The organism is Prevotella aff. ruminicola Tc2-24 (genome assembly GCF_900110895.1).
Classification (GTDB): Bacteria; Bacteroidota; Bacteroidia; order Bacteroidales; family Bacteroidaceae; genus Prevotella.
The window spans coordinates 16193-31397 of the sequence record NZ_FOIQ01000006.1 but is presented as its reverse complement, the minus strand read 5'-3'; the positions used below and the strand labels follow the sequence as shown (position 1 = coordinate 31397).

The following is a 15205-nucleotide window of genomic DNA, read 5'->3' as shown; positions in this document are numbered from 1 at the left end:
TTGAAGGCAAAGGTACAAATAATCTTTTATTTTTCATCCTAAATTCTTAATTTCTTCGTATCTTTGCACCCAAATAAAAGATGTTTATGGAACAGGAAATGAATTTTCTCGATAGGAACGAATTTAATTTCGAACCTAGTCAGAAGGTGCAGGATGCAATCCGCAACTTCGATCCCAAGACGTTGTGCTTCTATACTCGTATCTATGACCAAGGCAAGAAGAGTGTCATCAGTGTTCGTCTTAGTGAGATCTATGGTGTACCAGAGGAACAAGTGTTGTTGGCCTATGGCGGTGAGGATATTTTGAAAAATGCGATTCATTACTACCTGATGAAGGGTGATAATAAAAAGATACTTATTCCGGAATTCTCTTGGTGGTACTATAATAAAGTGGCTAGCGAGTGCTATGGCACTTTCGAGATGTACCCCCTTCATGAGCAGGATGATACCTTTGCCTATGATGTGGACGAGGTCATTGAATACACAAACCGTATTCATCCACGTATGTTATTGTTAGCTTCGCCCAATAATCCTACGGGTAATAGTCTGACCCCGGAGGAAATCGGAAAAATCATGGAGAATATTCCTGCGGATACGATGGTGTTGATTGATGAGGCATATGCTAGTTTCATTACATCTGATACGGATTATATCGCTCCATTGGTGAACAAGTATGCAAACCTGATTATCTCACGTACACTGTCGAAATTCTATGGTCTGCCTGGTCTGCGCTGTGGTTTCGGTTTTATCGGTGCTGGCCATGACCATTTTGTGAGTTATATCAACAAGTACTTGGGCTATAACCGTTTCTCAGAAGCGGTAGCGTTGGCTGCACTTGACAGTGATGAGCATTATCGTCGTGTGGCCGATGACATGGAATGGGGGCGTCAATTGTACAAGAAAGAGTTTGGTGACAAGCCTGGCTTCAAGGTTTATAAGAGTGTCGCCAACTTTATCCTCATAAAGTATCCGCAGGAGATAAAAGAAAGACTGCAAAGCGCTTTAGCAGATAAGAATTACAAGATCAAGTTTATGACGGACAAAGGACTGGAGTCGTGCTTGCGAATTACTTTAGGGCGCAAGGAACAGACCCAGACTGTCGTTGATACGATGTTGAGTTGTCTATGATTGGGGTGATTTTAGCTGCCGGCATGGCAAAACGTCTACGCCCGCTAACTGACACGAAGCCAAAGTGTCTGTTAGAAGTGGGTGGGAAGACTCTTCTTCAGCGTATTGTTGACGCGATGGCGGATACGGGTATCACGGAGTTTGTGGTGGTGACAGGCTACCGTGCTGAACAGATTCGCGACTTCCTGACGCAGCGCTATCCTGACTTCACCATCCACTTCCTTCATAATGCTGACTATGAGCACAATAACAACATCTATTCGCTATGGATGTCTGGACAGGTGGCTCGCGGACAGGAGTTTCTGCTGATGGACAGTGATATTCTCTGTGATCCAGAGACGGTAGCGGTGGTAGCACGACAGGAAACTTCGGCATTAGCTGTCAATCGTCACGAACTGGGCGAGGAGGAGATGAAGGTGGTCGTAGATGCAGACATGCACATCACCGAGATCAGCAAGACTTGTCGCCCGGAGAATGCCCTCGGTGAAAGTGTCGGTATTGAAAAGATGTTGGCAGACTATAGTGAGGCGCTATTCCGAGAACTTGATCAGATGATTGTGCATGAAGGTCTTATCGACATCTTCTATGAGCGCGCTTTTGAGCGTCTCATCCTTAAGGGGTATACCTTCAAAGTGATCGATACTACTAGGTTCTTTAGCTATGAACTGGATACGCCAGAGGATTTTGAACAGGCAAGCCGACTGTTGCCTGACAAACTGAAGTGATAAAATTATTGGTAGATGGCATCCTACGATATTGACCTCCTACATCAGCGCATCTTGCGCATTCTCATGGCTGTTGATAAGACCTGCCGTGAGAATCAGTTACGTTACTATATCTGGGCAGGCACAATGATAGGTGCCGTGCGTCACAAGGGATTCATTCCATGGGACGATGACATAGATATTGCTATGCCACGTCCCGATTATGAGCGGTTCATAGCCCACAGCAAGGAATGGCTGCCGCAGCCCTATGAATTTGTATGTGCCGAGAACGACCCACGATATCCCCTGCCTTTCGGAAAGGTTCAGGATGCCTCGACGACACTTATTGAGCGTACCCACTTACACTACCTTGGAGGCATCTATATTGATGTGTTCCCCATCGATGGCGTGCCTGCAGGTACTTTAAGTCGGAAATGGCACTTTGCCGTTTACGAATATTGGAAGCGTGTACTCTATCTGATTCATCGCGATCCTTATAAACATGGGCATGGGCCTTCATCGTGGATTCCGCTGTTATGCCGAAAGATATATACGATGCAAGGTGTTCAAAAGAGGATACGTCGTCTGCTACTGAGATACGACTATGAGCAGGCTCCTTTGGTGGCTGACTATGACGATGGACGTCACGGAGCTATGAATAAGGATGTGTTGGGTACACCGACGTCCTATTCTTTTGAAGATGAGACCGTGTTGGGTGTGGAGCAGTATGATACCTACTTAAGTCATAAATATGGTGACTATATGACCATTCCTGATGGTGAGCATCAGCGTCAGCATAACTTCCATGTACTCGACTTTGACAGGTCGTATAGGGAGTTGAGTGGTGAGAAGTAAAAAAAGAGTTATGCATAATGTCCTGGTAGATTTTTCACATTTAGCCGACCTAAACGGTTTTGGTGAGATAGCCCGCAATTATGCTCCGCTGCTCGCACAAGCCAAGCTGACGGATATACACCTTATATATATTGTGCCTGACCATCTGATAGGAACCTTCGGCCCGCGCATCGACTATATACGTCGCAGGCATAAGCGGGAAGATCTAAGAAAACTGGACAAACACATTGATTTGTGGCATGCTACTGACCAGCAATATCATTTGCGTGGTGGCGACGGTCGGACACTGCAGCTCCTTACTGTACACGACTTAAACTTCCTGCGCGAAAAGAGCGGGCTACATCGTCTGCGCCATGTTGTGCAGTTGTGGTGGCGTATGAGGTGCAGTGATCATCTGACTTGTATCTCCAAGTACGTCAAGGATGATATTCTGCAGCACTACAAGTTAGGGTCGAAAGTGCCAGATGTCATCTATAATGGTATTGAAAGTTGTGAAGACGAACTTCAGGTACGTCCCGCTTTTGTAGGGGCTAATGACGAAAAGTTTTTCTTCACCATTGGTCAGATACGTGAGAAGAAGAACTTCCAGACGTTGGTGCCAATGATGCGCTATTTCCCTGACCACAAACTCTATATCTGTGGTGATGATCACTTTGCGTTTGCCCAAGAGTTGAGGAAACTGATTAGGGAGCAGGGAGAAGGACGCGTCATCATGACTGGCAAGATCAAGGATGAAGAGAAGCACTGGCTCTATGCTCATGCTCAAGCCTTTCTGTTTCCTAGTCGTCTTGAGGGCTTTGGTATTCCCGTGCTTGAGGCAATGCGTTATCGTTGCAAAGTATTCTCCTCCCGTTTCAGTAGTTTGCCAGAGGTATGCAGTGAGCATGCATCCTATTTCGATGACTATACTCCAGAGACTATGGCAAAAGTTGTACGAGAGGGTGTCGCCACTTGGGAAAAGAACGGCCCACAAGCAACGGCTGCTCTAACATATTCTCAAGGATTCAATTATGATATTTATACGGAAACTTATATCCGCCTATATCGCCAACTCCTTACAGAAGGTAAATAACTGATTCCATACAAATTCGACAGTGGCATCGTTGGCATCAATGCCTAATGCTATGATGTCTGTATCTTGAGGCAGCCAAGTGGTTTTGCTGGCAAAAGGAGAGCAGACCACCAACGAGGGCTTTCCCATGGCATGGACGATATGCCGTCCACCTCCCTCGTTACCAAAATAGGCTGTGCAGTTGGCTGCCATTGCGGCCAATTGACGTGGACTCTTAGCCTCGATATTCATAAAAACGTTTTGGGGACAATCCAGATGCTCGAAGATGCGACGAGCATTCTCCGCCTCACGCCCAGGAGCGTAGTTGAAAATAAGTTGCCATTGTGGAATGGCCTCGATAAGATGCCCTATCACTTCTGTCATGCGGTCTTCTGGCCACGTCTTTTTCTCCAACTTCGCCGTAACTCCCACTAGCATGACAGGTCGTTTAAAGTCGATTCCCTTCTGGCACATGTAGGCTTTAAAGTCTGCTTTTTCCTTTTCTGTGATGCAGAGTGTTAGGTTCTTGTCTGTCACTTTGGGTTCCAAGGGTTCTGTCAGTTTCAAGTTATGGCTAATCATACTCTCGTTATCTTCGCAACCATCAAAACGATAGTTAAAGATACCCCAGGTATAAGGCTTACGGATACCAATACGCCATTTGCTCTGAATGGAGAAAAGCGCGAAGGGTATGGTGTTGATGGTAGAGCGCATATCGATGATGACGTCGTAGTGTGTCTTGTGAACGATACGCCATACTTTTGTTATATAGGTGAAGAAAGAGTGCCGTTCTTGTTCAGAGAATGTAATGATCCGACTGATGGCGGGATGGCCTTCAAACAATGGAGCTATTCGCTCGTTGAGTATATAATCGATCTCTGCTTCGGGGAAGTTCTTCCTTAATGTGCTCAGCAGAGGTGTGGTCAGAATGGCATCGCCCATCTGGCGAAATCGGATGACAAGTATCTTCATAGGATATCTTTGATAGCAGTTTCTTTGTATGGTCGCTCTAGGTCGAGACGAAAAAAATGGTGCTGTATCTGCTTCTCTTTCGGTGGTAGCTGCATATAATTGCCGTATTTGTTGGAAAGGTACTCATCGTAGTATTCAACCCCAAGGAACTGCTTGTCCTCGAAAGGATAAACCTGAGGTGTGCCAAGGATACGTTTTTCAAATACGCCCTTCAGTCCATCATCATAGTCGCAGACGAAGTCGGATTCCTCGTAAGGGTATTTTGTCATATAGTCCTTTACTTTCTTCTGTAGGTCTTCTAGCGAATAGATCTTATGAAGCAACCACGGAAACCATGAACGAGGGCCATGTCCATGTTTGAATGGATCGCGACCACGTAAGAATAGCAGATGGCGCCAGAACTTATAGCGTTTGAAATGCGCTTTTCGCTCCTTTTCGTCTGCGGGAGCTCCGTCAATGGGGAATACGTCGATATATATACCTTCGAGGAACTTAAAGTCAGGGCGCTCGAGAACAGTGGTTGATGCGTCTTCAATTTTTGCGAAGGGGTAAGGGTAGTTTGGATCAGTCTCTGGAGCAATCACCTCGTATGGCTTTGGTAACCACTCGTGCCAGTGGCTAATCAGTATCTCGTAGTCTGGTCGAGGCATGCAGATATCCATGTCGTCATCCCAAGGAATAAATCCTTTATGGCGCACGGCTCCGAGCATGGTTCCGGCCCAAAGGTAGTAGTGCAGGCCATGTTCGCGGCATATCTTATCAATAGCCTCCAGATTACCTATAATCTTACGCTGTAGAATGCGGATGTCGTAATTCGTTTCGTTGTGTAGTCTCATAATTCTAGTTTGAATTCAATTTCACGTTTCTTCTGGTATCGTTGCCAGAACGCTGCTCGTGCCTTCATCGTGATATCGACACAGATGGTGGGATCGAAATGACGCTCTCGGGCATATTCCTCGACGAGCAGTTGGATAAACCTCTTAGGTCCCCAGAGACGGCAAAAACTCTTGCAGCCACATTTCATATCAACGGGTCCGAAGCGCATCCGATTGATGTCGACGATTGAGAAATGATAGGTGCCTTCTCCATCCTGATCCCATAGAATATTTCCGGGAGAAAAGTCAAGGTGAAGCACCTCTTGATTGTGCATAAAGGCAACATAATGTGCCAAGGCCTTCGCTACGGGCTCGTAGACCTCAGGTGTGGCATCGCCTATCTCATAGAGCAGATGGCGATAGGGACATTGTTGGCTAATAAAGTAGCTCTGCTGCAGAAGTCCTATGGCATTACGGTCCTCGATATATGCAATGGCCTCTGGCGTTTCTATACCTTTATCCAGGAGACATTTCGGATAGGTAAAGGCGCGGATACCTTTTGGCTTGCGGATGCCTGTGGAATAGATTAGGTCGTTCAAAAGACATGGCTTCCGGAAACGTTTCACATTCAAGGGCGTTCCGTCTGGGGCTTCGAAGCGTTTGATGAGGTTCCTCCGTCCGCCATAGATATAGGTACCCTCTATATCCATAATAGAAGGCAACTGCATGATAAATTTGCGCAGATGCTCATATTGGGGGTTGATGTAGATTTTTCTGTTCATGATTCCTTGAATTCTTCTCTTGGGATGGCTTTGCCGTTGACCATGATATATTGGCGATCGAACTCCTCGTGGGTACGTTTCCAACGATTGTGTGTCCAAAGATAATAGGAGGGGTCGCGACGGATTGTTTTCTCCAGCATCTGGAAGAAACGGGATGTAATCTCGTTGTCGGGTTCTTGGAAGGCGTGTTGGGATATCTGTTTAAAGGTGCAGACGTATTGTCCGCGTCTTGGTCGTTCCATTTCTGCATAGAAAACTGCATCGTCCATTTTCCTCATGATGCGCTCGCCACCTGTAAAGACAGGTGTGTCGTGATTAAGAAAAGGTAACCACAGATGGATATTGTGCCATCGAGGAGCCTGGTCACTGATATAGCCGAAGAGATAGTTTCGATTTTCTCGCTTGCATGTTGCCAGTTGCCTGAGAATATTTTTCTTGGGAATACATTCTCCTCCATGAGCCTTGCGGATGTCAATGAATAGCTGATCGAAGGCGTCATTATATAGCGGGTGGTAAATTAATCCCATGACAGCTTCTGGATGTCGTTTGAAGGCCAGTCCTATGGCTGAGAGCCATTCCCAATTGCAGTAATGTCCGAGGATTGCAGCACAATTCTGACCTTTGTCGAAGCATCTCTCCATCTCTTCAACGTTGCGATATTCAATATGACGCAGCAACTTCTTGTCGCTGATGGTGAGCAGTTTGAAAGTCTCGAAGATATAGTCACAGAACCAGTGGTAGAACTTTCTCTCAATCTGACGAAGTTCGGTTACGCTCTTTTCCGGGAAAGAGGAAGAAAGGTTCTTCCAGACAATCTTACGTCGGTATTTGACAATATGATAAACAAGTACATATAAACAATCTGACAGTCCGTAGAGTAATCGGAACGGAATCAGAGAAAGGGTATATACAAACCCATAGAGAAGGAAATAGGCAATCTTCTTCATTTATTGTGTATTGAAGTCATTGGTGGCATGTCGCATAATGGACAGATTGAGACGTTGCAGCCGATTGACATCCGCACTTTGTCTGGTGTGGGACCGGTAGGCCGCGGAATTATAGAGGGTATACCCTGTGCTGTCAACGAGCAACTGGGCGTTATTATTATTGATGGCTGTTGGATAACAGCAGATCTTGCAATCTGGTGTTTGTCTACTCATGTTCTTAATTTTTTAGTTGTTTGCTAAGTTGTAGAACTTTTTCCACAATAGGGGCCATATCATAATATTTATATTCTGCAAGACGGCCGCCAAAGATAACGTTGGACATTGTCTGTCCCCATTCACGGTATTGTGCTGCTAGCTGGTTGTTCCTATCATCATTGATTGTGTAAAACGGCTCCCTGCCTTCTTTCCACTCTGTTGGATATTCACGAGTGATAATGGTCTTGGGACAGTTGTAAACTTGTTGACCAAACATTTCAAAGTGCTTGTGTTCAATTATACGCGTATAGGGCACATCACTACTGGTAAAGTTCATAACGGCATTGCCTTGGTAGTTGGGTGTGTCGAGCACTTGGTGTTCAAAACTGAGAGAACGGTACTCAAGCCGTCCGAGACTATACTCAAAGAACTGGTCAATGGGGCCTGTATACACCGTCTTATCTGCTTGTTGTTCCCAATAATGGCGGTCTGCAAAGAAGTCTGTTCTTGTCTTGACCTCAACACCATCCAGCAGACGGTTGATGAGTGCAGTGTAACCTCCGACAGGAATACCTTGATATAGGTCATCGAAATAGTTGTTATCATAAACGAAACGTAGTGGAAGTCGTTTGATGATAAAAGGAGGTAATTTCGTGCAGGAACGCCCCCATTGCTTTTCTGTATATCCCTTTATAAGTCGCTCGTAGATGTCATGTTCAACCAACATCAACGCTTGTTCTTCAAGATTACGTGGTTGATTGACACCTGCTGCAGCCAGTTGCGCAACCACTTTTCCCCTCTGCTGATCAATAACTTGACGTGCTTCGTCTGGAGTTAGTACGCCCCACATCTGGTGGAAGGTATTCATGTTGAAGGGAAGATTATACAGTTTTCCCTCATAACAGGCAACAGGTGAATTGGTATAGCGGTTAAATGGCATGAGTGAGTTAACGAAATCCCACACTTGACGGTTAGATGTGTGGAATATATGTGCTCCATATCGGTGTACATGTATACCCTCCGTCATCTCGGTGTATACATTTCCTCCCACATGGGGACGTTTCTCAATGACTAGACAGCGCTGTCCACGTTGATGGGCTAGATAAGCAAAGGTTGCTCCAAAAAGTCCGCTTCCAACAATCAGATAATCGTATTTGTTCATTCTTCAAAGCCTTTATTCTTCCTTCTCACCCTTGGTTTTAGCCTTATGCCCTTCACATATTTGTTTCCTGCGATTATGCGTCCAAAGATAATTGATCCTTCATTTATCGAACTTTGAGGTCGTTGGTGGTACGTTGTAAAATAGCTTGATTTAGACGTTGTAGTCGGTCGGCATCAGAACTTTGCCTGATGCTGAACTGGCGAGCGTCGAAATCGTAGAGGATATAGCCTGTACTGTCAATGAGCAACTGAGCGTTGTTGTAATTGTTGACGGCTGTCGGGTAATGATAGGTACTGCTCATGATATCACGACTGAAAGCAAAATCGTCGTGACTTAACTGCATCTGTCCAAGAAGTGTCGCTGCCAAATCCGTCTGGTTACAGATATGTCCGATGATGCGTGGTTCTCTAACAGCACCACCCACCCATAACATCGGAATATGGTTCTTCAAGAGTGGCTTGGACTGATCTATATCGTGGTGGTTGACCCCATGGTCTGCTACCATAATAACGAGCAGATGATCCCATGCTGGTGTCTGACGGAGTGATTCGATGAAATTTTCTAGACAATCGTCAAGGTAGGCGAACGCATTCTGTACCTCGTCTGTATGTTTTTTCGTCGGCACATCCCAAGGCTCGTGACTGCTCAGCGTAGAGTAACCGATTAAGTAGGGTGCTGGTGTTTCCTTGATCAGATGCAACAGTGTCCCGAAGGTGATATCATCGCGGACGCCCCATTGTGCAGTGCCCTGCTCCTCCTTGGAGTAATCATCCTTCCATCTCAATTGTTCCCATCCTGTGCTAATCAGGTAGCCGCGCATGTTGGTGAAGTTGATATCACCTCCATAGAGATAGCTTGTCTTATAGCCTTCTTTCTGCAGGCTCCTAGCGATGCTTGGTAATGTACGACTCTTCTGTGGCATCTTCATGACCGATAGCGATGGAAATGATGGATAGCCGCTTAAGGTGGCGATGGTGCCGCGGTCGGTGCGCCATGAGTTCGCAAAACAGTTGGAGAACCAGATGCCTTCCCGTTTCAGTTTCTGGAGATAGGGCATGACATTCCTAAATTGCTCGCCGCAACTCTCCAACAGAATGACTACCACGTTGGGACGGCTGGTCGTTAGAAGCGTATCTGTCAGCATACTTTCCGTGGTATAAACAGTGTTGGTCAGGGTCTGACACTCGTTATCGTCCATGAACTGATACTGATCTATATTTCCCATCGTATGGCTTAGGGAATACAGAAAACTAAATACAGGGTTAACGGCAGAGTGGTTAAGGAACTGATCTTGTGAATAATATACCTGACCGATGTTCGTCGTTGACTCACCCAGACCTCCTCGGATACCAATGATGAAAAGTGGAATGAGAACCAAATCTCCTATGAGTACAGCACTTTTGTGGTTTGGCAATTTAGTTTCATATGGAATAGACTTGTAGAGACGGTAAATCAGGACCGTACCTATCATTAGGATAATGATCCGTATGGCCATATATAATCCCGATACACTTGCTTTCGCCTCGGCTGGTGTCTCAAGATATTGCAGACAAGTGGCGTCGAGCTTGAAACCCCAGAAAGGATACAGACTAGTGTCAGTAACGAAGGCAAGAATCAATGCAAAGGCGATGATGCTGTAGTAGAATCTCAGAATCTTGATGAGCAACTTGCTTTCCCTCCAGATAGATACGATTGTTACCAGAAAAGGTATAATCAGCAGGTAGAGACTGGTAGAAAGATCAAGCGTGAGGCCATGCCAGATGACATCTACCATATCTTTCACCGTGAAAGAGTGTCCATCATGGTTGAGTAACATGAAGGCAATCTTAGCGATAACAAATAGTAGTATCGTCAATAAATAGGTCTTAACCAGATAGATCAGTCGTTGTCTCATCAGCTTTGCATATCATGCAGTTTCTTGTAATAACCATCAAAAGTCAGCAGACTATCATGAGTACCGCGCTCTACGATTTTTCCCTCGTGGATGACGCAGATTTCGTCGGCATTTTTGATGGTTGACAGACGATGGGCGATTGCCACAGTCGTGCGTGTCTTCATCAAACGCTCCAATGCATCCTGAACCAGTCGTTCACTCTCAGTGTCGAGGGCAGAGGTCGCCTCGTCAAGGATTAGAATTGGCGGGTTCTTTAGGATGGCTCGTGCGATAGACACACGTTGGCGCTGTCCACCAGAGAGTCGACCGCCCCGGTCACCAATATTCGTTTCGAAACCCTGTTCCGATTGTGTGATAAAGTCATAGGCATTGGCGATACGTGCAGCCTCTTCAATCTGTTCTTGTGTGGCGTTCTCCACGCCGAAAGATATATTATTTCTGAATGAATCGTTGAAAAGAATTGCCTCTTGGTTCACGTTGCCGATAAGTTGGCGTAGGTCATGGATACCTAGGTCCTTCACATTGATGCCATCTATCATTACTTCGCCTTCTTGGACATCATAGTATCGCGGTATTAGGTCTACAAGCGTCGATTTTCCTGAACCGCTCTGTCCGACGAGTGCAATGGTCTTGCCCTTGGGGATAATAAGGTTGATATCGCGCAATACCCATGTATCACCATAGCGGAACGATACGTTACGGAACTCTATTTGATGACCGAAACTGGAGATATGTATGGGTTGAGAGATTTCTGTGATGGTGTTTTCTGCCATCAGAATCTTGTCGATACGCTCCATTGATGCCAATCCTTTGGGAATGTTATAACCAGCCTTGGAGAAGTCTTTCAACGGCTGGATAATCGAATAAAGAATGACCATGTAGTAGATGAAGGTCGGTCCCGTAATTGCATGACTGGTCAGTACGAGAATGCCACCGAACCAGAGTACAATAATAATCATGAGTGTTCCAAGGAATTCACTCATCGGGTGTGCCATCGACTGACGGATATTTACGCGCATAATGTCATTGCGATAGGCGGAATTCACACGGTCAAAACGTGTGTTCATTTTCTCTTCGGCACAGAAAGCCTTGATGATGCGTAATCCACCTAGTGTCTCTTCCACCTGACTCATTGTGTCGCTCCACAAAGCCTGTGCCTTGATACTTTTCTGCTTCAGTTTCCTACCGACAAATCCCATGAACCACCCGAAAATCGGTACAAAGACAATGGTGAATAGGGTGAGCTGCCATGATACGAACAGGAGGGTGGCGAAATAAACGACGATGAGAATCGGGTTCTTGAACAGCATATCAAGGCTCGACATGATGCTCGACTCCACCTCCTGCACGTCACCGCTCATTCGGGCAATGATATCACCCTTTCGTTCCTCAGAAAAGAATCCCAACGGAAGTGATGTGATTTTTTTGTATAGTTGATTCCGGATATCACGTACCACACCTGTACGAATGGGGATAATGGTAGCTGACGATAGGAAGTAGGCTCCTGTCTTCATGGCTGTGGTCAATGCAAGAAATAGTCCGATAAACAGGAGGGTCGTCGTTTGTCCATAGCTGGCAATGAGTTGTGTGACATAATAGTTCAAGTTATTCATCAGAACAGCCTGTATGTTACCCCAGTCCCACGCCATCAATGTGGTTGCCGCCTCGGTATCGCCTGTCTGGAACAGAATCTGGAGAATGGGAATCAGGGCAGCAAACGAAAAGATATTAAGAACAGCAGAGAGGATGTTGAAGATGATCGACAACACCAGATATTTCTTATAGGGTGGGACAAACCGCCGTAATACACGTAGAAACTCTTTCATAGCTATCAACTTTCAACTCCAAACAATGTGGCACTAGTGGATCCTGTTATCTTAACTCGGACAATTTCTCCGATGTGGTGGTTGCCCTTGTTGAACACCACCATCTTATTTTGTTCTGTACGTCCGCAGAGTTGCTCACGGCTACGTTTCGAGAATCCCTCTACAAGCACGTCAAACTCTTTTCCTTCGTCTTTTTTGTTTTGAATGGCACTGATCTCAGTCTGGAGCGCAATTAATTCGTTCAAACGACGAATTTTTTCTTCTTCTGGCACGTTATCGGGTAGATGTTTTGAAGCGTAAGTGCCAGGACGCTCGGAGTACTTGAACATGAAGGCTGAATCATAGCCCACTTCGCGCATCAGTGAAAGCGAGAGCTGATGATCCTCTTCTGTTTCATTATGATAACCCACAAAGATGTCGGTCGAGAGTCCGCAGTCTGGGATGATGCGACGGATGGCAGCCACACGGTCCATATACCATTCACGGGTGTATTTGCGATTCATCAGTTTAAGAATCTTGTCGCTTCCGCTTTGTACGGGCAGATGGATGTGCTTACATACGTTGGGCATGTCAGCAATCACGCGTAATGTTTCGTCGCTCATATCCTTGGGGTGTGAAGTCGTGAATCGTACTCTCATCTCAGGAACTTCTTCTGCCACTCTACGTAGCAATGCTGGGAAATCTGGCGTCTCCGGATGGTCTGGTCGGGCATAGGAGTTGACGTTTTGTCCTAGTAGCGTCACCTCCTTAAAGCCGCGGTCACGTAGGTCTCTGGCCTCTCGAAGTATACTTTCCACGTCGCGACTACGCTCACGGCCTCGGGTGTAAGGTACAATACAATAGTGGCAGAAGTTATTACAGCCACGCATGATGCTCACAAAACCACCTATTTTATGTCCCAGTCCGATACGTTGAGGAACTATGTCCTTATATGTTTCCGATGTCGAGAGTTGGATGTTCATAGCCTTATGCCCTGTCTCAGCCTGAGCAATCAGGTCTGGTAACGAGAGATAGGCATCCGGTCCTACCACAAGATCACAATGGTGATTTTCCAACAGATCTTGTTGTGCCCGTTCGGCCATACATCCTAATACGCCGATAATCAAATGCTTTGTAGATACGCCGGCTTTCTGTCTGTGTCTGCGCTCTGCGTCAAGTGCCTCTAATCGGTGATAGATCTTCTGTTCAGCATTATCCCTTACCGAGCACGTGTTCAAGAAGACGGCATCGGCCTCATTCAATTCCTCGGTGGTTTCATAGCCTGCCATCTTCATGACAGAGGCAACTACCTCCGAGTCTGCCACATTCATCTGGCAGCCATACGTTTCTATATATAGTTTCTTCATTTTTCCTTCTTCTTATTTGATGTAATTACACAATTGGCAAGGAGATGCCATTGATTTTCTGGTAGACATCAAGGGCATATACATCTGTCATGCCGCTGATATAATCGATAACGGCCATCAGACGTGTCTCCAGTTTCTGTGATTCGATGTCGTATTGGTTCGATACACGACTGATAAGGTGTTGGGAGTAGAATCGTTCCGGATGGACGGCTGCACCTATGAACTGCTGCATCAATGTTTGCATGATCTGATAACCTGATAGTTCGACATCTAGAACGGGCTTGCTCTTGTAGATTCGTTTTAGCGACACTTTACTACAACGTTTGTAAGCTTCTTTTTGTAATGAACCGATATGGTCGATAAGACTGCCTATAAACGTACCATTAAGAATTTCGTCTTCGAGCTCGACAAACACTTTGACGCATTCGTTTTCCAATTTCCCGATAACACAGGCACGCAGGTATACCACCTTCTCGTTGGGATCAGTGACGTGCTCATCGTCGATACGCCGAAGGATTTTCTGTCGGTCGTCTTCATCAAAGAACGCTAGTAAAAGGTCCATCGTCTCATCGAACGAGAGAATCTTTAACTTATGGGCATCCTCGATATCCATAATCTCATAGCAGATGTCATCGGCTGCTTCTACAAGGTAGACCAGGGGGTGACGCGCATATCTCAGAGGAGCCCCAATTTCTGATAGGCAGATAATGCCTAGCTCATCTGCAATTTTCCGGTATTCCTCTTTCTCTGTATCGAAGAACCCGAACTTTCCTTTCTTGCCTGCTACAGAAGATGAAAACGGGTATTTTACGATACTGGCAAGGGTGGAATAGGTCATAACGAAACCGCCAGGTCGTCGACCCTTGAATTGATGGGTGAGTAGACGGAAAGCATTGGCGTTTCCTTCGAAGTGGATGGCATCGTTCCAGAATGTTGGACTGACCTCACGTTGTAGATCACTGCCAGCGCCCTCTGTAAAGAATGCTTGAATTGCTTTTTCACCGCTATGACCGAAAGGTGGATTCCCCATGTCGTGCGCCAGACAGGCCGTAGCAACTATCTGCCCGATTTCCTGAAAGAGCGTGTCTCTCAGTTCCGGATGCCTCTTGCTTAGTTGTAGTGCAACATCATTGCCTAAAGACATACCTACGCTGGCAACTTCCAAAGAATGGGTCAGACGGTTATGCACGAATATGCTGCCTGGCAGAGGGAAAACTTGAGTTTTGTTTTGCAAACGACGGAAAGGAGCTGAGAAAATCAGCCGGTCGTAGTCACGCTTGAACTCCGTCCGGTCATCATGGCGCTCGGGGTGGCGATGTTCTTGTCCGAGTCTTTTATTTGAAATCAGTCGTTGCCAGTCCATCATATTGAATGCAAAGGTACGAATAAGTGAGCGAAAAACCAAATTTATTTGGTGTTTTCCGAATGATGGTACTTTCGAACGCAGTTCAAGGGTACGAATAAGTAAGCAAAAAACCAAATGGCAAAGCTTATTTCGCAGAAATTAACGAAAAAATGAAAAATAAATG

14 protein-coding genes are annotated in these 15205 nt (G+C 45.9%); 4 read left to right on the top strand and 10 right to left on the bottom strand.

What is annotated here, in order from left to right; genetic code table 11:
- Positions 1-86: 86 nt before the first annotated feature.
- From BMY63_RS10840 to BMY63_RS10825, 4 genes are read left to right on the top strand one after another with little or no spacing between them, the layout of a single operon-like run.
- Entirely contained in the window at positions 87-1127 is a 1041-nt protein-coding gene (locus BMY63_RS10840; RefSeq protein WP_176771041.1) for a pyridoxal phosphate-dependent aminotransferase, read from the top strand.
- The gene (locus BMY63_RS10835) at positions 1124-1852 is read left to right on the top strand and encodes a phosphocholine cytidylyltransferase family protein (protein WP_091916732.1); all 729 of its coding nucleotides are present in this window, start codon (positions 1124-1126) and stop codon (positions 1850-1852) included. Before BMY63_RS10840 ends, BMY63_RS10835 begins: the two co-directional genes overlap by 4 nt.
- Before the next feature lie 15 nt (positions 1853-1867).
- Entirely contained in the window at positions 1868-2686 is an 819-nt protein-coding gene (locus BMY63_RS10830; protein ID WP_091899975.1) for a LicD family protein, read from the top strand.
- Between the two features lie 10 nt (positions 2687-2696).
- Positions 2697-3758 (top strand): glycosyltransferase family 4 protein, encoded by a 1062-nt coding sequence (locus BMY63_RS10825; protein WP_091899974.1) that lies wholly within the window; start codon positions 2697-2699, stop codon positions 3756-3758.
- On the opposite strand, the gene BMY63_RS10820 is transcribed toward BMY63_RS10825, so the two are convergent.
- The 10 genes from BMY63_RS10820 to dgt all read right to left on the bottom strand — a co-directional run bounded on the left by BMY63_RS10820 (position 3726) and on the right by dgt (position 15039).
- Positions 3726-4709 (bottom strand): glycosyltransferase family 9 protein, encoded by a 984-nt coding sequence (locus BMY63_RS10820; protein ID WP_091899973.1) that lies wholly within the window; start codon positions 4707-4709, stop codon positions 3726-3728. The genes BMY63_RS10825 and BMY63_RS10820 overlap by 33 nt on opposite strands.
- Entirely contained in the window at positions 4706-5545 is an 840-nt protein-coding gene (locus BMY63_RS10815; protein ID WP_091899972.1) for a LicD family protein, read from the bottom strand. The genes BMY63_RS10820 and BMY63_RS10815 overlap by 4 nt, the downstream gene beginning before the upstream one ends.
- Positions 5542-6306 carry a lipopolysaccharide kinase InaA family protein gene (locus tag BMY63_RS10810; RefSeq protein WP_091916730.1) on the bottom strand — a complete coding sequence of 255 codons (765 nt, stop codon included), beginning with the start codon at positions 6304-6306 and terminating at the stop codon, positions 5542-5544. The genes BMY63_RS10815 and BMY63_RS10810 overlap by 4 nt, the downstream gene beginning before the upstream one ends.
- Positions 6303-7253, bottom strand: a complete 951-nt coding sequence (locus BMY63_RS10805; protein WP_091916728.1) for a lysophospholipid acyltransferase family protein — start codon at positions 7251-7253, stop codon at positions 6303-6305. Before BMY63_RS10805 ends, BMY63_RS10810 begins: the two co-directional genes overlap by 4 nt.
- Positions 7254-7466, bottom strand: a complete 213-nt coding sequence (locus BMY63_RS12220) for a hypothetical protein (RefSeq protein ID WP_143065780.1) — start codon at positions 7464-7466, stop codon at positions 7254-7256.
- A 4-nt stretch (positions 7467-7470) separates the two neighbouring features.
- Positions 7471-8610 carry a UDP-galactopyranose mutase gene (gene glf / locus BMY63_RS10800; RefSeq protein ID WP_091916726.1) on the bottom strand — a complete coding sequence of 380 codons (1140 nt, stop codon included), beginning with the start codon at positions 8608-8610 and terminating at the stop codon, positions 7471-7473.
- A 103-nt stretch (positions 8611-8713) separates the two neighbouring features.
- Entirely contained in the window at positions 8714-10504 is a 1791-nt protein-coding gene (locus BMY63_RS10795) for an LTA synthase family protein (RefSeq protein WP_091899968.1), read from the bottom strand.
- The gene (locus BMY63_RS10790; RefSeq protein WP_091899967.1) at positions 10504-12330 is read right to left on the bottom strand and encodes an ABC transporter ATP-binding protein; all 1827 of its coding nucleotides are present in this window, start codon (positions 12328-12330) and stop codon (positions 10504-10506) included. The genes BMY63_RS10795 and BMY63_RS10790 overlap by 1 nt, the downstream gene beginning before the upstream one ends.
- A gap of 5 nt (positions 12331-12335) precedes the next feature.
- Positions 12336-13676: a tRNA (N6-isopentenyl adenosine(37)-C2)-methylthiotransferase MiaB gene (gene miaB, locus BMY63_RS10785; protein WP_091899966.1), complete on the bottom strand. Its 1341-nt coding sequence runs from the start codon at positions 13674-13676 to the stop codon at positions 12336-12338.
- Between the two features lie 25 nt (positions 13677-13701).
- Positions 13702-15039 (bottom strand): dGTP triphosphohydrolase, encoded by a 1338-nt coding sequence (gene dgt / locus BMY63_RS10780; protein WP_091916976.1) that lies wholly within the window; start codon positions 15037-15039, stop codon positions 13702-13704.
- Between the last annotated feature and the right edge of the window lie 166 nt (positions 15040-15205).

Bases quoted from the DNA above. Each gene is read 5' to 3' on its own strand.
- BMY63_RS10840 (WP_176771041.1), top strand. From the start codon at position 87: ATGGAACAGGAAATGAATTTTCTCGATAGGAACGAATTTAATTTCGAA.
- BMY63_RS10835 (WP_091916732.1), top strand. From the start codon at position 1,124: ATGATTGGGGTGATTTTAGCTGCCGGCATGGCAAAACGTCTACGCCCG.
- BMY63_RS10830 (WP_091899975.1), top strand. From the start codon at position 1,868: ATGGCATCCTACGATATTGACCTCCTACATCAGCGCATCTTGCGCATT.
- BMY63_RS10825 (WP_091899974.1), top strand. From the start codon at position 2,697: ATGCATAATGTCCTGGTAGATTTTTCACATTTAGCCGACCTAAACGGT.
- BMY63_RS10820 (WP_091899973.1), bottom strand. From the start codon at position 4,709: ATGAAGATACTTGTCATCCGATTTCGCCAGATGGGCGATGCCATTCTG.
- BMY63_RS10815 (WP_091899972.1), bottom strand. From the start codon at position 5,545: ATGAGACTACACAACGAAACGAATTACGACATCCGCATTCTACAGCGT.
- BMY63_RS10810 (WP_091916730.1), bottom strand. From the start codon at position 6,306: ATGAACAGAAAAATCTACATCAACCCCCAATATGAGCATCTGCGCAAA.
- BMY63_RS10805 (WP_091916728.1), bottom strand. From the start codon at position 7,253: ATGAAGAAGATTGCCTATTTCCTTCTCTATGGGTTTGTATATACCCTT.
- BMY63_RS12220 (WP_143065780.1), bottom strand. From the start codon at position 7,466: ATGAGTAGACAAACACCAGATTGCAAGATCTGCTGTTATCCAACAGCC.
- glf (WP_091916726.1), bottom strand. From the start codon at position 8,610: ATGAACAAATACGATTATCTGATTGTTGGAAGCGGACTTTTTGGAGCA.
- BMY63_RS10795 (WP_091899968.1), bottom strand. From the start codon at position 10,504: ATGAGACAACGACTGATCTATCTGGTTAAGACCTATTTATTGACGATA.
- BMY63_RS10790 (WP_091899967.1), bottom strand. From the start codon at position 12,330: ATGAAAGAGTTTCTACGTGTATTACGGCGGTTTGTCCCACCCTATAAG.
- miaB (WP_091899966.1), bottom strand. From the start codon at position 13,676: ATGAAGAAACTATATATAGAAACGTATGGCTGCCAGATGAATGTGGCA.
- dgt (WP_091916976.1), bottom strand. From the start codon at position 15,039: ATGGACTGGCAACGACTGATTTCAAATAAAAGACTCGGACAAGAACAT.